Origin of the sequence: Cognatundibacterium rugosum (genome assembly GCF_014284365.1) — a bacterium.
Lineage (GTDB): Bacteria > Pseudomonadota > Gammaproteobacteria > Burkholderiales > Burkholderiaceae_D > Undibacterium > Undibacterium rugosum.
In genome coordinates this window covers 38,710-60,238 of sequence record NZ_JACOGG010000016.1, presented here as the reverse complement: position 1 = coordinate 60,238, position 21,529 = coordinate 38,710, and the positions used below count along the sequence as shown (strand labels likewise).

Sequence of the window (21,529 nt, the reverse complement as noted above, 5' to 3'; positions counted from 1 at the left end):
AGTCTTAGTCATGGTTGTACCTGAGAGTGTCAATAGGGAGGCGCAGCACGTGCGTGAGCGGAATTCGGAGAATTCCGGAACGCAACGTAATGGAGAATTCTGCCAGCGCTAAGTATAAAGTAATTTACGGTGGCTTTGGTCGGGCAGCGTAAAGCCGCACCAGTGGCTCAGTTTCCAGGTTTGGGAAAGCTCAGCTGTGGTAAGTTTTTGTAAAAACAGCGATTGCGTCCCTGTTTTTTTGCTTCATACAGCGCGGCATCAGCCGTACTCAGTAAGGCATTCGGATCGGTGCCTTCCATTTTGTTGAAATGGCTGTAGCCTATGCTGATACTGACACGATCTGCAATTTTGGAGCGCGCATGCGGGATGTCGCTGTTCCAGATCGCAAGGCGTAATTTCTCTGCAAACTGTACGGCAGAATCCTGTGCCATATTCGGTAACATCAACACAAATTCCTCACCGCCAAAGCGGGCCACGACATCACTGGCGCGCAATAATTGCTGCTTCAGCGTGTTGGCGACTTCGATGAGTGCTTTGTCACCGATGACATGACCATAAAAATCGTTATATTCTTTGAAGAAGTCGATGTCGACCATGAATATAGAAATCGAACTGTTCTGGCGGGTAGAGTGCCCCAGTGCCATTTTGAGGTGTTCGTCAAAAAAGCGTCGGTTATAAATGCCGGTCAAACCATCGGTGGTCGCTTCTTTTTTGAGCAGCTCTGAGTGAGAGCGCAGGATTTTTTCGCGCTTGATGGAGGTTGTGGAGTCAGAAATCTGTATCAGACAACAACGGCTATCACCTATTTGTATCGGCGTCAGTGTCACTGACTGATGAAGTCTGACTGCGCCGGGCGCATCTAACATGCGCTCGAACAGTGCCAGCGGCGAACGGTGTAAGGCATTAGACAGCACCACTGGCAGCCCATAATTCAGTGTATTTGTCAGTGCCAAAGAAAAGGCGCGGCTGGGTGGTTCGGGGAAGGCTTCACTGATGGGCTTGCCAATAGCCTGTTTTGCTTCGACGCCACTATGTCGCGCTACCCAGTCATTCCACAAGGTGACTGTTTGCTGACTATCCACCACAATCAGTCCCAGACTGATGGTGTTCAGGATGACTTCCATTGCAGAAATCGATGGCGTAGCTGGCACCGGCAACGACATTAAATTTCCCCTAAAAAGCGTTCGATTTGGGTGATCAGGTCTTTCAGTGAAGTTGAACTTAACAGGAAAATCAGATGACCTTGTGAGCGTCGTTTTTCTATCGCGAGATCAATATGCAGCAATAACAGGTAAGAATGATCGACATCTTCTTTATTGAAACGGCGCAGGATTTCTTCTGTAGACGCGACTGAGTAATCTGGGAGCGAGCAATTCATTGGTATGCCCAGCATATCCGCCATCGCTGACAGGCAGGCATTGAGGATGATATTGCCGAGTTCACACATGGCTTCCTGCTCAAATTCAGCCAGTTCTTCCAGACTGATTTGCGAACCCATCATGTCACGGACAATTTCCAGTGCGTGCTCTTCTGTGAACAGTAAGATCGCCTCGGCTTCAAAACTGCCAGTAAAGGTTTGGTGGACGGCGCCAAAGCGCTCACCACGGAGTCCCATGACTGAAAGGTCAATTTCCGAGGATTTGCGAATTTCAACTGATGGCACGGATAAACGGACTTCATCGCCGACGATTTCTGACAGGCTGGCCGCGGCCCGACCTGCGCCGACGTTGAAAACTTCGCTTAGTGCATCAAGATGTAATTCGCTCAGAATGTTCATGCGGCGCTCGCAAAGTAATTGAGTACGATGGCAATCGATTTTTCTGTAACTGGTTTAGCGACAAATATGGAGCCTATCGAATTGGCTCTGGTCTGCATCATATCTTGAACATTAGCCGAGAAAATGGCGATGCGCATATGCGGGTGTTTGTCCAATATCTGCTCGGCAGCATCTGTACCCAGCATGCCGGGCATGTTGATATCCATAGTACAGAAATCCGGCTTAGCTTCGTCAACAATTTTCAAGGCTTCTTCACCCGTTGCGGCTTCCAGAAACTCCCAGTCCGGCTGAACGGCTTTGATATGAGCACGAATGACCATACGAGATACTTTGCTATCGTCAACAATGAGTAATTTTTTCATAGTGAGTACTAAGTTTGATTTGCCGTTAAGTAAGATTCCACGCGGCATTTTACCTTACAGTGTATGTAAAATTGTGACGAAAAGATACAATCTTTCATTTGTCCGGTGATTTCAATTTTCGCCATAAAGTGGTTCTGCTGATACCCAGATAGGCTGCAGTGGCTTCACGGTTTTGCTGGAACATGTTCAATGCTTTCTCTATGGAAATTTTATCTGTCGTATTGCTGTCAGATGTTGCCATATTTGTGGTCGTCACTAAGGTTAAAGATTGTTTCTTTACTGAAATTTCCGGCAAAATTTCCTGAATGAAATGTGGGCTTAATGCCTGCAATGGCTCGGCTGCCAGAAATAAAGCGAGGCGCTCCATCATATTGCGCATTTCGCGCACATTGCCTGGCCAGTGATAGGCATTCAGCAAAGACTGACAACTCAGCATTTCTGCATGCAGATTCACGTGTGGGCGCGCACCCATTGCGGCCAACGCGTGTTTAAGACACCAGACTGCAAGCGGCAGCACATCCTCTGGCCGCTCGCGTAATGCGGGCATGTTCATGCGTAATACGGCCAGCCGGTAAAACAGGTCGGCGCGGAATTGGCCTTGAGCGACACGCTGCTCCAGATCGCAATGGGTGGCGCTGATGATGCGCACATCTACCGGTACTGGTCGTACACCGCCTACCCGCACGACTTCACGTTCTTCCAGTACACGTAATAGCCGGGTCTGCAACTGAAGTGGCATTTCACCGATTTCATCCAGAAACAGGGTGCCGCGATGCGCGGTTTCAAACAGACCTGCATGGCCACCCCGTTTTGAGCCGGTGAAAGCGCCTTCTTCATAGCCGAATAATTCAGACTCGAGCAGGTTTTCTGCGATCGCACCGCAGTTAATGGCGACAAAGGGCTGGCGCGCACGCGGGCTCTCTCTGTGCATGGCTTGTGCGGCTAGTTCTTTGCCGGTGCCGGTTTCACCCTGAATTAATACGGTGGCGGGGGAGCGCGCAAACAGGCTGACGGCGCGCCGGGTGGCCTGCATCGCGGCCGAGTCGCCACGCAAGTCATTCAGGCTGTGGCGCGCCTTGAGTGCGTCTGCGGCTGCATGATTGCGGCCTCGGCTGCTTTCCAGCCGGGTCAGGCGTGCAATTTCGAGCGCGTCATTGAACGCTTGCCGGATCGAGGTTGCTGAGTACATAAAGATGCCGGTCAGCCCGGCCTCTTCAGATAAATCGGTAATCAAACCGGCGCCGACGATGGCTTTGATGCCAGCCGCCTTCAGTTCGCTGATTTGGGCGCGTGCATCCTCTTCGGTCACATAAGTGCGTTGCGCAATCTGAAACCCAAACGTCGTTTTGAATTCGGCCAGTTCAGGCATGGTTTCCTGGTAAGTAATCAGGCCGATTTCCGGTGAAACACGGCGCGCCCGGGCCAGCGCCTGCATTAGGTCGAAGCCACTGGCCTTAGCAATCACGACCGGTACTGGCAGCCTGCTTTTCAGATAAGCACCGTTGGAGCCAGCGGCGATCACGGCGTCGCAGCGTACCGTCAGCAGGCGTTCCCGTATGTGCTGTACCGCATCTTCAAAGCCCATCTGCAGCGGCACGATATCGGCATTGGCATCGTACTCGACCATGATGTCGCGAAACATATCAAACAGGCGCGAGATCGAGACGGTCCAGATCACCGGTTTTTCCTGGTCGCGGCTGGCGGCTGGATATTTCATGTGGAGTTCATCTTTCGTTTGGGCTGTTGCGTGCAGTCAGCTGTTACATCCATATGTTTCAATGCTTGTTTCGTTGTTTCATTTAGTGTTTCATTGAAACGCAATTATGGGGCAAATAGTGGAACTTGTCATGCTGTCTGTCATCTGATCTGGCGCAAATCTGCTCGCTAAGTGCTTGATTTTTATTGCTTCACGCCTAAGCTGGGGCTGACAGAGCCGCTGTGCCATCTGGACTGGCACAGGCTTTGCAATGGAGTGGCTACACTTGTTCAACAACATCCGGCTGTGGCATCACGCCGGTCACTGAGAGAAACCAGATGAGTCAATATTCCGCAGGAGCCGCCTTCCGCAAGGCGATGCAAGAAGAGTCCCCGTTGCAGGTAGTCGGTGCCATCAATGCCAATCATGCTTTGCTGGCGAAACGTGCCGGTTTCAAAGCGATATATCTGTCCGGTGGCGGTGTTGCTGCCGGTTCACTCGGTTTGCCGGATCTGGGTATTTCGAATCTGGATGATGTGCTGACCGATGTGCGTCGTATTACCGATGTGTGCGATTTGCCTTTGCTGGTGGATGTGGATACCGGTTTCGGTTCTTCCGCCTTCAATGTCGCACGTACTGTGAAGTCCATGATCAAATTTGGCGCTGCCGCCATGCATATCGAAGACCAGGTGGGTGCCAAGCGTTGCGGCCATAGGCCGGGCAAGGAAATCGTGTCCAAACAAGAGATGGTCGATCGCGTTAAGGCTGCGGTTGATGCGCGTACTGATGAAAACTTCGTCATCATGGCACGCACCGATGCGCTCGCAGTGGAAGGTCTGGAAGCCGCGATAGACCGTGCGCTGGCTTGTGTGGAAGCGGGTGCTGACATGATTTTCCCGGAAGCGATTACCCAGCTCGATATGTACAAACAATTCGCCAATGCGGTGAAAGTACCTATTCTGGCCAACATCACGGAATTTGGCGCCACACCGCTGTACACCGTCGAGGAATTGAAATCGGCGGATGTGGGCCTGGTGTTGTATCCCTTGTCCGCATTCCGTGCGATGAACAAAGCCGCTGAAAATGTCTATCACGCGATCCGCCGCGACGGCACCCAGCAGCAGGTAGTCGACACCATGCAAACCCGCATGGAATTGTACGAACGCATTAACTACCACGATTTTGAACAAAAGCTCGATGCCTTGTTTGCACAGCAAAAAGCAAAATAAGCGCAGCAGGCAAAATAAACCTTACAGCCAAAACTAATTCAATCAGATAAAAACCGACTGGAGATCAGCATGAGTACTCAAGATAACCCAACGTTCAAACCAAAAAAATCAGTTGCCCTGTCCGGCGTCACCGCAGGCAATACCGCGCTGTGTACCGTAGGTAAAACCGGAAATGATCTGCATTACCGTGGTTACGATATTCTGGATGTGGCAGATGCCTGTGAGTTTGAAGAAATCGCCCATTTGCTGGTACACGGCAAACTGCCGACCGCCGCTGAACTGAAAGCCTATAAGGCCAAGCTCAAAGCCCTGCGTGGTTTGCCAGTCAGTGTGATGGCCGTGCTGGAATGCCTGCCAGCAGCATCTCATCCTATGGACGTGATGCGTACCGGCGTCTCCGCACTGGGTTGTGCCTTGCCAGAAAAAGATGATCACAACACGCCGGGTGCACGCGATATCGCTGACCGTCTGATGGCGTCGCTGGGCTCCATGCTGCTGTACTGGTACCACTTCAGCCATAACGGCAAGCGGATCGATGTAGAAACCGATGACGAATCCATTGGTGGTCACTTCCTGCATTTGTTGCACGGTGTGGCACCGTCCGAATCCTGGGTCAAGGCGATGCATACTTCGCTGATCCTGTATGCAGAACACGAATTCAACGCCTCGACTTTCACTGGTCGTGTAATTTCTGGCACAGGCTCGGATATGCATTCTGCCATCACTGGTGCGATCGGTGCCTTGCGTGGTCCTAAGCATGGCGGTGCGAATGAAGTCGCATTTGAAATCCAGAAGCGCTATGACAATCCTGATGAGGCCGAAGCAGACATCAAGAAGCGCGTGGAAAATAAAGAAGTGGTGATCGGTTTCGGTCACCCTGTGTACACCATTTCTGATCCGCGTAACAAAGTGATTAAAGAAGTCGCGCGCCAGTTATCGGAAGAAGCGGGTTCCACCAAAATGTTTGATATCGCAGAACGTCTGGAAACGGTCATGTGGGATATCAAAAAAATGTTCCCGAATCTGGACTGGTTCTCTGCCGTGTCCTACCACATGATGGGTGTGCCGACTGCGATGTTTACACCATTGTTTGTGATTGCCCGTACCTCAGGCTGGGCAGCACATATCATTGAACAGCGTATCGATAATAAGATCATTCGTCCTAGCGCCAACTATGTGGGGCCGGAAGATTTGAAATTCGTTCCTATCAGCGAGCGTCAGTAATCATCCGGAGACCTCGTGAATTCTGACGTACCTGCTTTGCTGTGCCGGCGTGCGCGGCAATCTGATCTGCCAGGGTTGCTGGCGCTGATTGCCGACGATGTGCTGGGTAAAAACCGCGATCACGGCGACCCGGATCAGGCTTGCTATGTGCAGGCCTTCCAGGCCATCGATCAGGACGCTAACCAGTTATTGCTGGTGGCCGAACTGCAAGGGCAGGAAGGGGAAGTCATCGCGATGTTGCAGCTGACTTTCATACCTGGCCTGAGCCGGCGCGGTGCCTGGCGCGCGCTGATAGAAAGTGTGCGGGTCAGCAGTGCATTGCGTGGTCAGGGCATAGGCCGCTGGCTGATGCAGCAGGCAATCACGCAAGCGCGTGAGCGTGGTTGCCGCCTGGTGCAGCTGACCAGTGATAAACAAAGACAGGAGGCGCACCGGTTTTACGGCAGCCTCGGATTTGTTGCCAGTCACAAGGGATTTAAACTCGCGTTGTCATGAGAAAGAAAAACCTATGAATAGCCAATTTCGTCAACATCTGTCCGGCACGCAGCTGGACTATTTCGATGCCCGTGCGGCAGTCGAAGCGATACAGCCAGGTGCCTATGCCAGACTGCCTTACACCTCACGTGTACTGGCAGAAAATCTGGTACGTCGCTGTGATCCTGCGACACTCAACGATTCTTTAAAGCAGCTGATAGAGCGCAAGCGTGAGCTGGATTTTCCCTGGTTTCCGGCCCGTGTCGTGTGCCACGATATCCTGGGTCAGACCGCTCTGGTCGATCTGGCCGGTCTGCGTGATGCAATTGCAGAGCAGGGCGGTGATCCGGCTCAGGTGAATCCTGTGGTGCCGGTGCAGCTGATCGTCGATCACTCGCTGGCGGTTGAATGCGGTGGCTTTGATCCTCAGGCGTTTGAAAAAAACCGTGCAATCGAAGACCGTCGCAATGAAGACCGCTTCCACTTCATTAACTGGACTAAGCTGGCATTCAAAAACGTCGATGTCATCCCGCCAGGTAACGGCATCATGCATCAGATCAATCTGGAACGCATGTCGCCGGTGATCCATGCGCAGAACGGCATCGCATTCCCGGATACCCTGGTAGGTACTGACAGCCATACACCACACGTAGATGCACTGGGTGTCATCGCGATCGGTGTCGGTGGTCTGGAAGCGGAAAATGTGATGCTGGGCCGTGCATCCTGGATGCGTTTGCCGGATATTATCGGGGTTGAATTGAGCGGCAAGCCTCAGCCTGGCATTACTGCAACCGACGTGGTGCTGGCACTCACAGAATTCCTGCGTCAGTCCAAAGTGGTCGGCGCTTACCTCGAATTTTATGGTAGCGGTGCCGCTGCGCTGACACTGGGTGACCGCGCCACGATTTCCAATATGGCGCCGGAATACGGCGCCACCGCAGCGATGTTCAGCATCGATGAGCAGACCATCAATTATCTGAAACTGACCGGTCGCAGTGAAGAACAGGTCGCGCTGGTGGAAACCTATGCCAAGACCGCTGGCCTGTGGTCGGATAGCCTGGTTGATGCCGAATATGAACGCGTGCTGAAGTTTGATTTGTCCAGCGTTGTACGCAATATGGCCGGCCCATCCAATCCGCATGCGCGGGTTGCGACTGCTGATCTGGCTGCCAAAGGGATAGCCGCAGCGTGGCAGGATGTACCTGGCCAGATGCCGGATGGCGCAGTGATTATTGCTGCGATCACCAGCTGCACTAACACCTCCAATCCACGCAATGTGATTGCTGCTGGCCTGTTGGCGCGTAACGCCAATCGCCTGGGTCTGGTCCGTCAGCCTTGGGTCAAATCTTCTTTAGCACCGGGCTCCAAAGCCGTTACCCTGTACCTGGAAGAAGCAGGCCTGATGCCTGAGCTGGAAAAACTGGGCTTTGGTGTGGTCGCTTATGCGTGTACCTCGTGCAATGGGATGTCGGGTGCTTTGGATCCGGTGATACAGCAGGAAATCATAGAGCGCGATTTGTACGCCACGGCTGTGTTATCCGGTAACCGCAATTTTGATGGCCGTATCCATCCTTATGCGAAACAGGCTTTCCTGGCCTCGCCACCCCTGGTCGTGGCCTATGCGATCGCAGGTACTATCCGCTTTGATATAGAAAAAGATGTGTTGGCTGTGGTGGATGGCAAAGAAATCCGTCTGCAAGACATCTGGCCTCAGGATGAAGAAATCGATGCGATTGTGAAATCCAGCGTCAAACCTGAAATGTTCCGCAAGGTGTATGAACCGATGTTCGCGATCTCCACTGAGCAGGCCGCCAGTGTACCGCCACTGTATGATTGGCGTGCACAATCGACCTATATTCGCCGTCCACCTTACTGGGAAGGTGCGTTGGCCGGTGAACGCACGATGCGTGGCATGCGCGCGCTAGCTGTGCTGGGTGACAATATCACGACCGATCACTTATCGCCTTCAAACGCCATCATGCTGAACAGTGCGGCGGGTGAATATCTGGCCAAAATGGGTTTGCCGGAAGAGGATTTCAATTCCTATGCGACCCATCGCGGCGATCACCTGACGGCGCAACGTGCGACCTTTGCTAATCCCACTCTGAAGAACGAGATGGTGCGCGATGCAGAAGGTAAGGTGAAGGCCGGCTCGCTGGCCCGTATCGAACCGGAAGGCAAGGTTACACGCATGTGGGAAGCGATAGAAACCTATATGGAGCGTAAGCAGCCGTTGATAATCATCGCCGGTGCGGATTACGGTCAGGGATCTTCACGTGACTGGGCTGCCAAAGGCGTACGTCTGGCCGGTGTGGAAGTGATTGTGGCAGAAGGCTTTGAGCGCATACACCGCACCAATCTGATTGGTATGGGTGTGTTGCCGCTGGAGTTCAAGCCGGGGGTGAATCGCCTTACATTGGGATTGGATGGTACAGAAACCTATGACGTGACTGGTGCCCGCACACCGCGTACCAGCCTGATCCTGCATATCCATCGCAAAAATGGCGAACACCTGGAAGTGCCGGTCACCTGCCGTCTGGATACCGCAGAAGAAGTCTCTATCTACGAAGCCGGTGGCGTGTTGCAACGCTTTGCCCAGGATTTCCTGGAAGCGACGAAAAGCTGATGTGATGATTTGATGGGCTGATTTAACACAGAGAGTACAGAGGGAGTGAGACACAGAGAAAAGCGATACAAATTTGATGTGCTTGCTCCTGCATTTCTCTTTGTTCTCTGTGCCTCTGTGTTAAACGCTTTCCCAGAATTTTCTGGAGACAGCGAAAAGCTGATGTGATGGGCTGATTTAACACAGAGAGTACAGAGGGGGTGAGACACAGAGAAAAGCTGGATGAATCTGATGTGTTAGCTCCTGCAGTTTTCCTTGTTCTCTGTGTCTCCGTGTTTAGCGCTTTTCAGCGTGTTTAATCTCAGTCAGGTATTCAACAGAAATGGACGAAGTATGACTTATCCGGCTCAAATTAAAATCCCCGCTATTTATATGCGTGGTGGCACCAGTAAAGGTGTGTTTTTCCGGGTGCAGGATTTGCCCGAAGCGGCGCAGCAGCCGGGCCCGGCGCGTGATGCCGTGTTGTTGCGTGTGATCGGCAGCCCCGATCCATATGGTAAGCAAATTGATGGCATGGGCGGTGCGACTTCCAGTACCTCTAAAACGGTGCTACTGGCGAAGAGTAGCCAGCCAGACCATGATGTGGATTACCTGTTTGGTCAGGTCGCCATAGACAAGGCCTTTGTCGACTGGAGCGGTAATTGTGGCAATTTGTCGGCCGCGGTTGGGGCGTGTGCTATCCAAATGGGTCTGGTTGATCAGGTGCCACAGAATGGTATTGCCGTAGTGCGCATCTGGCAGGCCAATATCAGTAAAACCATTATTGCGCATGTTCCGGTCACGAATGGTGAAGTGCAGGAAACCGGCGACTTTGAACTCGATGGCGTGACCTTTCCGGCTGCTGAAGTGCAGTTGGAATTTATGGACCCTGCCGCCGAGGAAGAGGGTGGCGGCGGTGCCATGTTCCCAACCGGGAATCTGGTCGATACGCTGGATGTGCCGGGTGTAGGGGCTTTGCAGGCGACCATGATCAATGCTGGTATTCCTACTATTTTCATCAAGGCAGAACAGCTCGGGTACAGCGGTGCAGAATTGCAGGAAGCGATTAACAGCGATGCGGCAGCACTGGCTAAGTTTGAAACCATACGCGCCTATGGCGCTGTGCGTATGGGGCTGATCTCGCATCCCGATGAGGCGGCCAAACGTCAACACACACCTAAAGTCGCCTTCGTGGCGGCTCCACTGGATTATGTGTCGTCCAGCGGTAAGTCAGTCAGCGCCAGCGATATCGATTTGTCGGTGCGTGCGCTGTCTATGGGCAAATTGCATCATGCGATGATGGGGACGGCGGCGGTCGCGATTGGTACTGCAGCCGCGATTCCCAGCACACTGGTGAATCTGGCAGCTGGTGGCGGCAAGCGCAGCGCCGTGCGCTTTGGTCATCCATCCGGCACGCTGCGTGTGGGTGCCGAAGCGACTCAGGTGGATGGTGTATGGGTAGTAAAAAAAGCCATCATGAGCCGCAGCGCGCGCGTGTTGATGGAAGGCTGGGTCAGAATTCCCGGTGACACTTTCTGACGCCATCATGGATGACGCAAGCACTAAGTTAAACAACGCTGCCCCTTAAAACGGCAGCGTTTTTTTTATTCGCTTACACCAAACTGACAGACAGAAAACACAAAAATCAAAAACAGCAGCATTTACGCAATCAGACTGGAGACATCATGAACTATCAGGATTTTTATCAGGCATCTCTGCAGCAACCAGCCCAATTCTGGGATCAGCAAGCGCAACTCATCGACTGGCATAAGCCTTACACTGAGGTGCTGGATCACAGTCACCCACCGTTTGCACGCTGGTTTGTCGGCGGTGAAACCAATCTCTGCCATAACGCTGTAGACCGTTGGTTAAGTACCCAAGCTGATCAGCCCGCGCTGATAGCGATTTCTACTGAGACTGGTCAGGAGCAGGTGTATAGCTTCGCTGACTTGCATCGCGAAGTACAGCGCATGGCCGCCATCATGCAGAGTCTGGGTGTGAAGCAAGGGGATCGGGTGTTGATTTATATGCCCATGATTGCTGAGGCTGCATTTGCGATGTTGGCCTGCGCCCGTATTGGTGCCGTGCATTCCGTGGTGTTTGGTGGCTTTGCTGCGAAAAGTCTGGCGACCCGTATAGATGATGCGCAGCCGGTGCTGATCGTGTCTGCCGATGCGGGTATGCGCGCCGGCAAAGCGGTGCCGTATAAACCTCTGTTAGACGAGGCGATTGCTGCCGCCAGCCATCAGCCCGCCCACGTCCTCTTGGTGGATCGCGGGCTGGAGCCGATGCAACTGGTGGCTGGGCGTGATGTGGATTATGCCGCATCGCGTGAACAACATCTGACAGCGCAGGTGCCCGTGACCTGGCTGGAATCGAATGCGATGTCCTATGTGTTATACACCTCGGGCACTACCGGTAAGCCTAAAGGTGTGCAACGCGATGTGGGCGGTTATGCGGTGGCGCTGGCGGCCTCGATGAAGCATATTTTTTGCGGAAATCCGGGTGAGGTGTATTTTGCCACCTCGGATATAGGCTGGGTGGTTGGCCATTCTTACATCGTGTATGGCCCGCTGATCGCCGGCATGGCGACCATCATGTATGAAGGCACGCCGATACGGCCGGATGCCGGCATCTGGTGGAGTATCGTGGCGCGTCATCGTGTGAGCCGCATGTTCTCTGCGCCTACCGCGATTCGCGTACTCAAAAAGCATCCGCCTGAACTGATGAAGCAGCATGACTTGTCTTCGCTAAAAGCTCTGTATCTGGCCGGTGAGCCGCTGGACGAAACCACTTCCAGCTGGATCGCCACTGAACTCGGCGTGCCGATTATTGATAATTACTGGCAGACCGAAACTGGCTGGCCCATCCTGTCAATTGCACGTGGCGTGGAGCATAAAGAGACCCGGCTCGGCAGCCCCGGCGTCCCCATGTATGGCTATGATGTACGCATCATCAATGAGTCTACCGGACAGGAATGTGCCGCCAATGAAAAAGGCGTGGTGGCAATACGCGGGCCGCTGCCGCCCGGCTGTATGCAGACCGTATTTGGTGACGATGCACGTTTTGTAAATACCTATTGGAGTCAGTTCGCGCATGAGCAACTGTATTCGACCTTTGACTGGGGCATACGCGATGCCGATGGCTATTTCTTCATACTCGGACGCACTGATGATGTGATTAACGTCGCGGGGCATCGCTTAGGTACGCGTGAAATCGAAGAGAGCGTGTCTAGTCATGCACAAATTTCTGAGGTGGCCGTGGTTGGGGTCGAAGATAAGCTCAAAGGCCAGGTCGCGGTTGCGTTTGCGATTTTGAAGAGGCCGGAGTTATATCCGGGGGAGGCTGAAAAACGTGCACTGGAGGCTGAGGTGATGGCCGTGGTCGATAAGCAGTTGGGTGCGGTGGCGCGTCCGGCCCGCGTGCATTTTGTAAATAGCCTGCCCAAAACCCGCTCTGGCAAATTATTGCGCCGCTCTATACAGGCAATTTGTGAGGGGCGGGATGCCGGGGATCTGACCACGATAGAAGATCCGTCTTCACTGACCCAGATACAGGCAGCGCTGGCCAGCCCACGCTAAATGCATTTTTCTCGGGGTAAGTTAGAATCAGGCCCGGTAATGCCGGGCCTGATTGTTAATGATGTAGGATGTGGGCATCTCACGTTAACCCTGATTTCAGAAAGCCCTAAGGTATGCAGTCTGTCGATTTATCACAACTGGTCAGTTTTACGATAGCGGTCAATGCGCAGCCGCTGCCTGAAGCGATACGCTGCCTGACTATAGAGTTGCAACTGCAAGCGGATGGCCGGGCCAGTGCCAGTATGGTGTTGGATAGTGCACTCGTGCCGTCGACTCAAAAGTTACTGTTGCCAGGTTCGGCGATAGAGTTGGGGCTGGGGCCGGGTGGACTGAATCAGTTACGTTTATCTGGACAGATACTCAGCCTGCGTTTGCGTCTCCAGCCAAATCTGCCGCCTACGCTGGAGCTGCAATGCCAGATTGCGCAAGTGCTGTATCCAAGCGCGTCGGAGCAGTCTGAGCTGGTGCTGATCATGGGTGAATCGTTGCTGGCGGCAGATTTAACGCTGCAGTTGCGGCCAGGCGAACCTGCACAAAGCGAATTCAGTGTTTCCGGTCAGGTACAGTGCAGTGGCAGTATCGCGGCGCAACCCGGCGGGCTATTGGTGTTAAGAGGCTGCGGTCGCCGGTTTGATGGTGCGCATCGTATAGGACAAGTCACACATCATATCAGCGAGGGGCGCTGGCTGACCGAAGTCAGTCTGACATAGAAATAAGTCCGTATCGAACCAGGCAAAAAAATCCCCTGTGCAGCAGCGCTGACAGGGGATTCTTGTCGTGGGTATGATCGTTGCGCGTCAGGCCAGCAATGCAGAAGTCAAGGTACGTAATTCTTCGTCTGATTCTTCCAGTATGCTGTTGAGTGTGCCATCGCCGACGACGAAATCAATTTCCGATGTAAAGCGTTCAGACTCTGCATAGGAATTGAAGTCCAGCGGTGATTTTGTTGCGGCCAGCTCATTGGCCAGTAACAGGGTATCACCCAGGGTTTCGGGTGGCATAGCACGTAAGCCGTACCACATTGATTCCAAGGCCTGGACCACGGAGCCGGGCAGGCAGAGTTTCTGTATCACAGCGCGACCGATGATGGCTTCGGAGGATTCCAGGTCGACCAAGGTATCTTCAAATTCAGGTAATTCGTCATCGACTTCGCCGACGCCAAATGTGTCTGGTTCCAGCAAAGACGGAAATTCTTCTGCCTGGGACAGCAAATAAAAATTACCGACCTCATGGACGATGCCGGCAAACATGGCGGTGTCCGGGTCTAGCCGCGTAATACGGCGCGCGATCACCTGAGACAAGGCGGCGACTTGGGCCGTGTGTTCCCACAGGCTTTGCGTTTTTGCCTGGATCGCTTTGTCTTTGCTCGATCCGGCCAACTGGCGTACGATCAGGCTGGACACGATTGCCAGCAGTGTCTTGAAACCGAGCCGGTTGATAGCTGCTTTGACATTGGTGACATCGCCACCGCGGTTGTACGCGGCGGAATTGGCAATCGCCACTACTTTTGCAGCCAACAGCGGTTCATTGAGGACCAGTTTGCTTGCCGTATCGACAGAACAATCCGGATCGTCCAGCGTTTGCTGCAGCTTCAGAGAGGCGGCTACATTGGCTGGAAAGACCAGGTCACCCTTGTGGGCCTGCTCAACGATGCATTTGAGTGCTTTTTGTCGGTTCATCGCAGAATTTCACTGTGAGTTCATGATGGCTTAGGCATTGCACTTACATAAAATAGTTCAAAAAAGAAAAATAATGCAAATAGGCAACGCCGCCCAATAGGGTTTCATTCTGCTTGACTTAGTCTCTCAGGTCAATCAGGCAGTGCGGCTTGTACCAGAAAACGACCGGAAAATCCGGTCGTGAGCAGAAAGGCAAATCAGTGAGTTGCAAAAATGGAACTTATTTGTTTGCGTTAACAGATTTCTGTTCAGTAATCCATTTTCGCATTTTAGTCTCTAATAGCGATAAAGGTAGCGTGCCATCGCTCAAAATCGCATCATGGAACTGGCGCAGATCAAAGCGCTGCCCCAATTCAGCTTCAGCCAGATGGCGCAATTCCATGATTTTCAGCGATCCTATTTTGTAACCGAGTGCCTGACCTGGCCAGGCCATATAACGCTCTATCGCCTGACGTGAGGCAGCTTCAGTATAGCCCAGGGTCTGTTGCAAATACTTAATACCCTGTTCACGGCTCCAGCCCTTGGCATGCATGCCGGTATCGACCACCAGACGTGTAGCGCGCAACATTTCATCGCTCAGATGACCGTAGTAAGCTGGCGGGTCATTGGCGAACAGACCCATTTCTTTCCCCAGGGTTTCTGCATACAGCGCCCAGCCTTCGGTGTAGGCGACATTTCCACCGACACGACGGAATTTAGGCACATCCAGTTCCTGCAGGCTGGCCAGGTGGAAGTGATGTCCGGGTTGTCCTTCGTGCAGATAAAGGGTTTTCATGCCGGTACTTGCATAATCTGCAGGATTATTGATGACGGCCCAGAACACGCCGGGACGCGAACCGTCCAATGCGGGTGAGGTGTAGTGATCGGATGCAGTTTCGCGGCTGATTTCAGGCTCAGGGCGGATTTCCAGTGGCGCTTTCGGGATTTTGCCGAAATAGGTAGGCAGATGTTTGCGGATTTCCTGATCGATCGCTTTATAGGCATCCAGAATTTCTTTTTCGGTTTTAAACGTGCGATAAGTGGTTTGCGTTTCCATCCAGCCTGGTAAGCCTTGCGCATCACCGTGATAGCCCAGTTTAGGCCCAAGAATCGCATATTCACTTTGAATTCGCGCGACTTCTTTGAGGCCGATGGCGTGAATTTGTTCCGGCGTCAGGTTAGTGGTGGTTTGTTCCGCGACCCACGCGCGATACCAGGCGGCGCCGTTAGGTAGTGCGCCCCAGCCCGTGCTTGGGCGGGCCGAAGGCAAATAATCATCATGCAGGAATTGATAAAACTCCTTTAACGCTGGCAGGGTTTTTTGTGTGATTTCACGTTGATAGGCTTCGCGCAGGCGGGTCTTATCGGCGTCAGCGAAGCTGGCTGGTAGATTGATAATCGGCAGGTAGTAAGGATGATCTTCGACTTTGCCGGAAGCCAGTTGTTTAAACTGTGGCAGTAAAGCGTTCACTAATGCCATCGGTAGCGTGATGTGGCGCTTTTTACCTGTCCGCATATTGCTGGTGGCCTGATTCAGCCAGTCTGGCAATTGCGCGATACGGCTCAGATAAGCGTCGTATTGTGCCGGAGTATTCAGCGGTTGCGCGCTTTGACCACTGCCAAAATGCGCGAGTGTCAGCGGAATGCTGTCCATTTGATTGATGGGCAGTAAATAGTCAGGGTAGGCTGCCAGCGACAGATTGCCGTCCAGCTCATGCAGCAGGATGTCGTAAGTCACACGGTCTTGTCCGGATAACTGGCCGACAGGTAAGGCCTTGAGCTCTTTGACCATGTTTTTCCAAAATGCGATCTGACGCGCACGTACTTCAGGCTTTAAGGTCATCGGTAATTTATCGTCATAGCCGGCATCGCCATGGTAAGTCGCTTCCAGCGGATTGAATTCAGCACTTGCGACATAGTAGCGATCTGCCAGTGCCAGTAATTTTTGTTTTGGGCTGGCAGATTTACTGCTCAGCGTGGTGTTGCTTTGGGCTGCGGCAGGCAGACTATAGGCAGTGTTGAGTACTCCCAGTCCCAGCAAAAGGGCGGGCAAAATGCGTAAAGTGCGCATGGATTTATTCACAATAAGCTTTCACTAAATGTCACGTCGATTGGATCAATATCCGCTGCAGGAAAAAGTTCAGCTGCGCGGACTATGCTGTCATTTTAAGGCAGGAGTACCAGATGGATACACAAGGACTTGAGAAATCCGGCTTCGCTGTGCAGACCTGCTGGCTTGCCGTCTGAGCTGCTTGGAGTGCGCCGGGCTTGCATAGTTCACTGCTGAAGAAAAATCTGCGGTTTGGGCCTATCGCAGCCAGCGTGGCTGATCAGGTACAATGCGGCAAACCTGACTGTACAGAGGAAATATGAAGTTAGCGAGCTTAAAAGACGGGTCCCGTGACGGACAATTAATCGTGGTTTCACGCGACCTGAAAACGGCCTGCATCGCCAATGGCATAGCGCCGACTTTGCAACGCGTGCTGGATGACTGGCAATTCATGGCGCCACAACTGGAAGAGCTGTATCAGCGTTTGAATGCAGGTAAAGTCGCCTATAGCTTTGATTTTCAGCCGCATCAGTGCATGGCGCCTCTGCCACGCGCATTTCAGTGGGCCGATGGTTCCGCTTACGTGAATCATGTGGAGCTGGTCAGAAAAGCGCGCCAGGCCGAAATGCCTGAAAGCTTCTGGCATGATCCGCTGATGTATCAGGGCGGCAGTGATGATTTCATCGGGCCTTGTGATGACATCGTGCTGGGGGCTGTCGAATGGGGCATTGATTTTGAAAGTGAAATAGCGATCATCACTGACGATGTGCCGATGGGCGTCAGCCCCGACAGGGCGGCTGAGCATATCCGCTTACTCATGCTGGTCAATGATGTCTCATTGCGCAATCTGATCCCTGCAGAACTGGCGAAGGGTTTTGGCTTTTTTCAATCGAAGCCAGCCTCCAGTTTCTCTCCGGTGGCAGTGACGCCTGACGAATTAGGCGACGCCTGGCGTGATGGCAAAGTACATCTGGCACTGCGATCGAGCTGGAATGGAAATCTGGTTGGCCAGCCAAATGCCGGTATCGACATGGCTTTCTCTTTCCCGCAACTGATTACGCATTTATGTAAAACCCGCCGCGCGCGTGCCGGTACCATCATCGGGTCGGGAACCGTATCCAATAAGGATGCTGGCAAAGGTTATAGCTGTATTGCTGAAAAGCGTGCGCTGGAGATGATCGCAACCGGTGAAGCTATCACGCCGTTTATGCAGTATGGCGACAGCATTAAGATAGAAATGCTGGATAAAAATGGTAAATCTATCTTTGGTGCGATTGATCAAAGTCTGGTTGAACCGGATTAATTGCAGCCCTATGTCAGGTAAGCCGTCAGTCTTAGTCAATAGCCCGAATCTGCGCAAAGATTCGGGCTCTTTTTATCGCATCAATTCAACAGGCTTTACTGGCGTCCTAACTGGAAAAATACCGTGCGTGCGCCATTCTGGCCTATCGCAAAGCCCAGATAGATGGGGCCCATAAAGCTGTTGACGCCGCCAAACACGCTCAGGCTTTTACGCAGCGAGTTGACGGAAATCTCTTTCTTTTCATTCCAGACATTGCCCATTTCCAGTGAAGATCCAAAGAACAGGCTTTGTCCCGCCATTTCAAAATTGATGGCGCGTAGCAGATAGGTGGCGCTGCCATATAGCATGTAATTGCCCAGGAACTGGTCTTGCTGATAGGCAGACAAGCGCTGGAAACCACCCAGCATAGAACCGATGCCGCGTATCTTGTTGTCGTTTTTCTGAAAGAGTCCGGCTGCGCTGAATTTCAGATTCAGGCTGTGGCTGCCGTAACTTTTGGCCCAGACTGTATCGAGGTTGAACTCTTGGTAGCTGTCGCGCGAACGGTCCATGCCAAGGAACAGACCCGTATCCACTTTATAGCCTTCACGCGGAAAGCTGGGGTCGCTGAGCTGATCGATCACGACACCGGTTTTGAGTCCATACTGTTGGATACTTGCGCTAGGCAAGCTGTCGATTGAGCTGGTAATATCCACGCCGTTTGACGTGAGCACGCCGCCCAGCTTTGGAATAATACTGTAACGGTTGTAATTCAAGCCTAAACGGGCTTCGCCCAGCGTGCCCAGATTGCCCAGCCGGTACGCGACTTCGACACCAGCTTTTTGGGCGCGCAGACTGTATTCAGCGAGTCGTACATTGTCTTTGTAAAAGTTGACTGTATTTTCGCTGACCTGGGCAAAGGGCAGCAGATAACTGCCTTCGCGTTCAAACAAGGGTTGGCGCAGTTCGGTACGGAACTTGAGTGTGTTACCAAGCTCCACATCATTACGCCATTCCAATCCGCCCTCGGTCAGCCAGGGGCGGCGATGTCCGACTTGTAGGCGGTAGCCGCCCGCACCATCAAAACCGCTGGATAAGGCCAGACCAAAACGCAGAAAATGCGGGCCCCAGTTTTTTCCATTGGCCTGTATCCGTATGCCATAGCGTTGGTCTTTTTGTACCAGCTCATGACTTAGATTATCAAATTCTCTGGTTGTGCCCAGTGCAGCCAGCTTGGCATTCACTTCTTCTGCATTGTAAAAGCTGCCGATTTCAAATCCTATCAGGCGCCGGATGTCGGCTTCGGGAATGGCGGTATTGTTGTCAATCTCGATAAAGCTGATTTGTATTGGTGGCAGTTGAGGATTCTCACGTTTGTTTTGCGCGACCCGATACGCCTGATCCGGTAAGGCCAGGCCGGCCAGTTTGGTTTGCAATTGCAGGGCTGCCGCTTGACCTATTTCTGTGGCTTCTTTGGAGCGTCCAAAGTCCAGGAAACCGATGTTACCCAAGTTAGGCTCGATCAAAATGTCGCTTTCCTTTAAGCTGGCTTTCTGCGCATTCACGTTTTGTTCGGTCAGGATATTGACCATTTGCTGACTCACATTAAACAGTGTTTGTAACTGTTTGCGAGGCATTAGCGGGGTGCCGATATTGACCGCGATAATCACGTCCGCCCCCATGTCTCTGGCGATGTCTACCGGCAGGTTGCGCACTAGTCCACCATCCGATAACAAGCGGCCGTCGATTTCAGTTGGGGCAAAGACGCCGGGCGCAGCCATGCTGGCGCGTATCGCTTTATGCAGTGCGCCTTTGTCGAATACCACCATTTGACCGGTTTCGAGATCGGTTGCGACCGCCCGGAAGGGAATGGGTAATTGGTCGAATTTGATGTCAGGTGCCAGATGTGAGGTCCAGTTCTGTATCAGTTCCTGAAACTGACTGGCTTGCACCACGCCGCTTGGCAGCCTTACCCCGTTTTCGCTCAGACCCAGCGTGGCGCCGAGCGGATATTGCTCATCTTCTTCACGTACGCTTTGTGGTAGCTGGCGCCGGTCTATGCGATCCAGGGCAATGTCATTGAGTTTCAGTTTTTCCAGGCGTTTTTCAATTTCTGTGGCCGGGATGCCTGATGCATACAGGCCACCAATGACAGCTCCCATGCTGGTACCTGCGATGCAGTCTATGGGGATATGCATGGCTTCCAATTGCTTGAGTACGCCAATATGGGCGAAGCCGCGTGCTCCGCCACCGGATAGCACTACACAAATTTTGGGTGATTTGGACATTGCAGGCTTGTCTGTCACCGACTGTGCAAGGGCAGGGTCGTGAATAAATAGCGAGAATAAGAGGCTCAGAGCAGAGTAAAAGCTAAGTTTCTTGCGTAACTTAGGTGCGAAGTGAAATTTGAGCATGGAATTCTTTTCTAGGTCTCTATATACTGCTGGTAGTATATCAATTCAGTTTTACTAAAGGTTAGCGGCATAAGCTAGTTCAGCTGATTGCAGCCCATGATGGTGCGAATTGTTTTTAGTGGCAAGGGTCTTTCGGGATAACTACCTGCTATTGATGGCAGATTTTTTCCTGAGAGCTTGGCGAATGCCGCGACTGTCTGCGCCACTTTCACAGAATATTGTCATTCATGAATTTACATCAACTACGCTTTGTACGTGAAGCTGTCCGTCAGAATTTTAATCTGACTGAGGCAGCAAAAGCCTTGTTTACCTCACAACCCGGTGTTTCCAAAGCGATTATTGAATTGGAAGAAGAGCTGGGTGTGGATATTTTTACGCGCCACGGTAAGCGTATTCGCGGTTTGACTGAGCCTGGCCGGGCGGTGCTGAAGTCGGTTGAGCTGATCATGCAGGAAATTGATGGTCTGAAACGTATCGGTAAGGAGTATGCGGCGCAGGATAGTGGCAGTTTTACGATTGCTACCACCCATACGCAGGCACGCTATGCCTTGCCTAAAGTGGTGCAGGCTTTCATGCAGAAATATCCCAAGGTCAGGCTTTCCTTGTTGCAAGGAAATCCTAAGCAGATCGCTGATATGGTCATGCGCGATCAGGCGGATCTGGTGATCGCGACGGAGTCAATTGCTGGCTACGATGGTTTAATTTCCTTGCCTTGCTATCAGTGGGAGCATGTGCTGGTGTTGCCGCTGGAGCATCCTTTACTGAAACTGAAGAATATTACGCTGGAAGATATCGCCCATTATCCGTTGGTGACTTACGATGCGGCCTTTGCCGGTCGCAGCAAGATTGATCATGCATTTCAGATCAGAAATCTGAAACCTGATATTTTGCTTGAAGCGATTGATGCTGATGTGATTAAGACCTATGTCGAGCTTGGTATGGGAATAGGCATTATCGCCGGTATGGCTTTCGATGCAGAACGCGATAAGAGCTTACGCGCAGTGCCGGTCGGGCATTTGTTCGGGATGAATGTGTCACGTGTTGCGATCAAGCAGGGTGCTTATCTGCGCAGCTATGTCTACACTTTTATCGAATTGCTTAACCCCACCTTAAACCGGAAAATGGTCGATAGTGTGATGCAGGGCAATAAAGATACTTACGATTTATAAACGGAAAT

General features: G+C 52.4%; 16 protein-coding genes. 9 read left to right on the top strand and 7 right to left on the bottom strand.

Annotated elements, in window-relative coordinates:
- Window positions 1–167: 167 nt before the first annotated feature.
- The 4 genes from H8K47_RS14495 to prpR form a co-directional block, all read right to left on the bottom strand.
- Entirely contained in the window at window positions 168–1,163 is a 996-nt protein-coding gene (locus H8K47_RS14495; RefSeq protein ID WP_186882112.1) for a GGDEF domain-containing protein, read from the bottom strand.
- On the bottom strand, window positions 1,163–1,777 hold the full coding sequence (locus tag H8K47_RS14490) for a chemotaxis protein CheX (RefSeq protein ID WP_186882111.1): 615 nt from the start codon (window positions 1,775–1,777) through the stop codon (window positions 1,163–1,165). The genes H8K47_RS14495 and H8K47_RS14490 overlap by 1 nt, the downstream gene beginning before the upstream one ends.
- The gene (locus H8K47_RS14485) at window positions 1,774–2,139 is read right to left on the bottom strand and encodes a response regulator transcription factor (protein WP_186882110.1); all 366 of its coding nucleotides are present in this window, start codon (window positions 2,137–2,139) and stop codon (window positions 1,774–1,776) included. Before H8K47_RS14485 ends, H8K47_RS14490 begins: the two co-directional genes overlap by 4 nt.
- 94 nt (window positions 2,140–2,233) lie before the next feature.
- Entirely contained in the window at window positions 2,234–3,856 is a 1,623-nt protein-coding gene (gene prpR, locus H8K47_RS14480) for a propionate catabolism operon regulatory protein PrpR (RefSeq protein WP_186882109.1), read from the bottom strand.
- 317 nt (window positions 3,857–4,173) lie between these two features.
- On the opposite strand from prpR, the gene prpB reads away from it, so the two are divergent.
- The 7 genes from prpB (at window position 4,174) to H8K47_RS14445 (ending at window position 13,658) form a co-directional block, all read left to right on the top strand.
- The gene (gene prpB, locus H8K47_RS14475) at window positions 4,174–5,064 is read left to right on the top strand and encodes a methylisocitrate lyase (protein ID WP_186882108.1); all 891 of its coding nucleotides are present in this window, start codon (window positions 4,174–4,176) and stop codon (window positions 5,062–5,064) included.
- Between the two features lie 69 nt (window positions 5,065–5,133).
- Window positions 5,134–6,288: a bifunctional 2-methylcitrate synthase/citrate synthase gene (gene prpC, locus H8K47_RS14470; protein WP_162021812.1), complete on the top strand. Its 1,155-nt coding sequence runs from the start codon at window positions 5,134–5,136 to the stop codon at window positions 6,286–6,288.
- 15 nt (window positions 6,289–6,303) lie between these two features.
- On the top strand, window positions 6,304–6,783 hold the full coding sequence (locus tag H8K47_RS14465; RefSeq protein WP_186882107.1) for a GNAT family N-acetyltransferase: 480 nt from the start codon (window positions 6,304–6,306) through the stop codon (window positions 6,781–6,783).
- A 13-nt stretch (window positions 6,784–6,796) separates the two neighbouring features.
- Complete coding sequence (gene acnD, locus H8K47_RS14460) at window positions 6,797–9,388, top strand: Fe/S-dependent 2-methylisocitrate dehydratase AcnD (protein ID WP_186882106.1); 2,592 nt, start codon at window positions 6,797–6,799, stop codon at window positions 9,386–9,388.
- A 333-nt stretch (window positions 9,389–9,721) separates the two neighbouring features.
- Window positions 9,722–10,906 carry a 2-methylaconitate cis-trans isomerase PrpF gene (gene prpF / locus H8K47_RS14455; protein ID WP_186882105.1) on the top strand — a complete coding sequence of 395 codons (1,185 nt, stop codon included), beginning with the start codon at window positions 9,722–9,724 and terminating at the stop codon, window positions 10,904–10,906.
- An 83-nt stretch (window positions 10,907–10,989) separates the two neighbouring features.
- Window positions 10,990–12,948 carry a propionate--CoA ligase gene (locus H8K47_RS14450; RefSeq protein ID WP_186882134.1) on the top strand — a complete coding sequence of 653 codons (1,959 nt, stop codon included), beginning with the start codon at window positions 10,990–10,992 and terminating at the stop codon, window positions 12,946–12,948.
- 113 nt (window positions 12,949–13,061) lie between these two features.
- Window positions 13,062–13,658, top strand: a complete 597-nt coding sequence (locus H8K47_RS14445) for a hypothetical protein (protein WP_186882104.1) — start codon at window positions 13,062–13,064, stop codon at window positions 13,656–13,658.
- An 87-nt stretch (window positions 13,659–13,745) separates the two neighbouring features.
- On the opposite strand, the gene H8K47_RS14440 is transcribed toward H8K47_RS14445, so the two are convergent.
- Both H8K47_RS14440 and H8K47_RS14435 read right to left on the bottom strand, forming a co-directional pair.
- Window positions 13,746–14,627 (bottom strand): HDOD domain-containing protein, encoded by an 882-nt coding sequence (locus H8K47_RS14440; RefSeq protein WP_186882103.1) that lies wholly within the window; start codon window positions 14,625–14,627, stop codon window positions 13,746–13,748.
- A gap of 220 nt (window positions 14,628–14,847) precedes the next feature.
- Window positions 14,848–16,677: a DUF885 domain-containing protein gene (locus tag H8K47_RS14435; protein WP_186882102.1), complete on the bottom strand. Its 1,830-nt coding sequence runs from the start codon at window positions 16,675–16,677 to the stop codon at window positions 14,848–14,850.
- A gap of 298 nt (window positions 16,678–16,975) precedes the next feature.
- Here H8K47_RS14435 and H8K47_RS14430 point away from each other — a divergent pair, with 298 nt between their 5' ends.
- Window positions 16,976–17,959: a fumarylacetoacetate hydrolase family protein gene (locus H8K47_RS14430; protein WP_186882101.1), complete on the top strand. Its 984-nt coding sequence runs from the start codon at window positions 16,976–16,978 to the stop codon at window positions 17,957–17,959.
- Window positions 17,960–18,054: 95 nt separating this feature from the next.
- Here H8K47_RS14430 and H8K47_RS14425 read toward each other — a convergent pair whose 3' ends face one another.
- Window positions 18,055–20,226 (bottom strand): patatin-like phospholipase family protein, encoded by a 2,172-nt coding sequence (locus H8K47_RS14425; RefSeq protein ID WP_186882100.1) that lies wholly within the window; start codon window positions 20,224–20,226, stop codon window positions 18,055–18,057.
- A 353-nt stretch (window positions 20,227–20,579) separates the two neighbouring features.
- On the opposite strand from H8K47_RS14425, the gene H8K47_RS14420 reads away from it, so the two are divergent.
- On the top strand, window positions 20,580–21,521 hold the full coding sequence (locus H8K47_RS14420) for a CysB family HTH-type transcriptional regulator (RefSeq protein ID WP_162021802.1): 942 nt from the start codon (window positions 20,580–20,582) through the stop codon (window positions 21,519–21,521).
- Window positions 21,522–21,529 lie beyond the last annotated feature (8 nt).

Excerpts from the sequence above, each read along its gene's own strand:
- H8K47_RS14495 (WP_186882112.1), bottom strand. The coding sequence starts at position 1,163 with ATGTCGTTGCCGGTGCCAGCTACGCCATCGATTTCTGCAATGGAAGTC.
- H8K47_RS14420 (WP_162021802.1), top strand. The coding sequence starts at position 20,580 with ATGAATTTACATCAACTACGCTTTGTACGTGAAGCTGTCCGTCAGAAT.
- H8K47_RS14445 (WP_186882104.1), top strand. The coding sequence starts at position 13,062 with ATGCAGTCTGTCGATTTATCACAACTGGTCAGTTTTACGATAGCGGTC.
- H8K47_RS14435 (WP_186882102.1), bottom strand. The coding sequence starts at position 16,677 with ATGCGCACTTTACGCATTTTGCCCGCCCTTTTGCTGGGACTGGGAGTA.
- prpB (WP_186882108.1), top strand. The coding sequence starts at position 4,174 with ATGAGTCAATATTCCGCAGGAGCCGCCTTCCGCAAGGCGATGCAAGAA.
- H8K47_RS14430 (WP_186882101.1), top strand. The coding sequence starts at position 16,976 with ATGAAGTTAGCGAGCTTAAAAGACGGGTCCCGTGACGGACAATTAATC.
- H8K47_RS14440 (WP_186882103.1), bottom strand. The coding sequence starts at position 14,627 with ATGAACCGACAAAAAGCACTCAAATGCATCGTTGAGCAGGCCCACAAG.
- H8K47_RS14425 (WP_186882100.1), bottom strand. The coding sequence starts at position 20,226 with ATGTCCAAATCACCCAAAATTTGTGTAGTGCTATCCGGTGGCGGAGCA.
- prpC (WP_162021812.1), top strand. The coding sequence starts at position 5,134 with ATGAGTACTCAAGATAACCCAACGTTCAAACCAAAAAAATCAGTTGCC.
- H8K47_RS14490 (WP_186882111.1), bottom strand. The coding sequence starts at position 1,777 with ATGAACATTCTGAGCGAATTACATCTTGATGCACTAAGCGAAGTTTTC.
- prpF (WP_186882105.1), top strand. The coding sequence starts at position 9,722 with ATGACTTATCCGGCTCAAATTAAAATCCCCGCTATTTATATGCGTGGT.
- prpR (WP_186882109.1), bottom strand. The coding sequence starts at position 3,856 with ATGAAATATCCAGCCGCCAGCCGCGACCAGGAAAAACCGGTGATCTGG.
- acnD (WP_186882106.1), top strand. The coding sequence starts at position 6,797 with ATGAATAGCCAATTTCGTCAACATCTGTCCGGCACGCAGCTGGACTAT.
- H8K47_RS14485 (WP_186882110.1), bottom strand. The coding sequence starts at position 2,139 with ATGAAAAAATTACTCATTGTTGACGATAGCAAAGTATCTCGTATGGTC.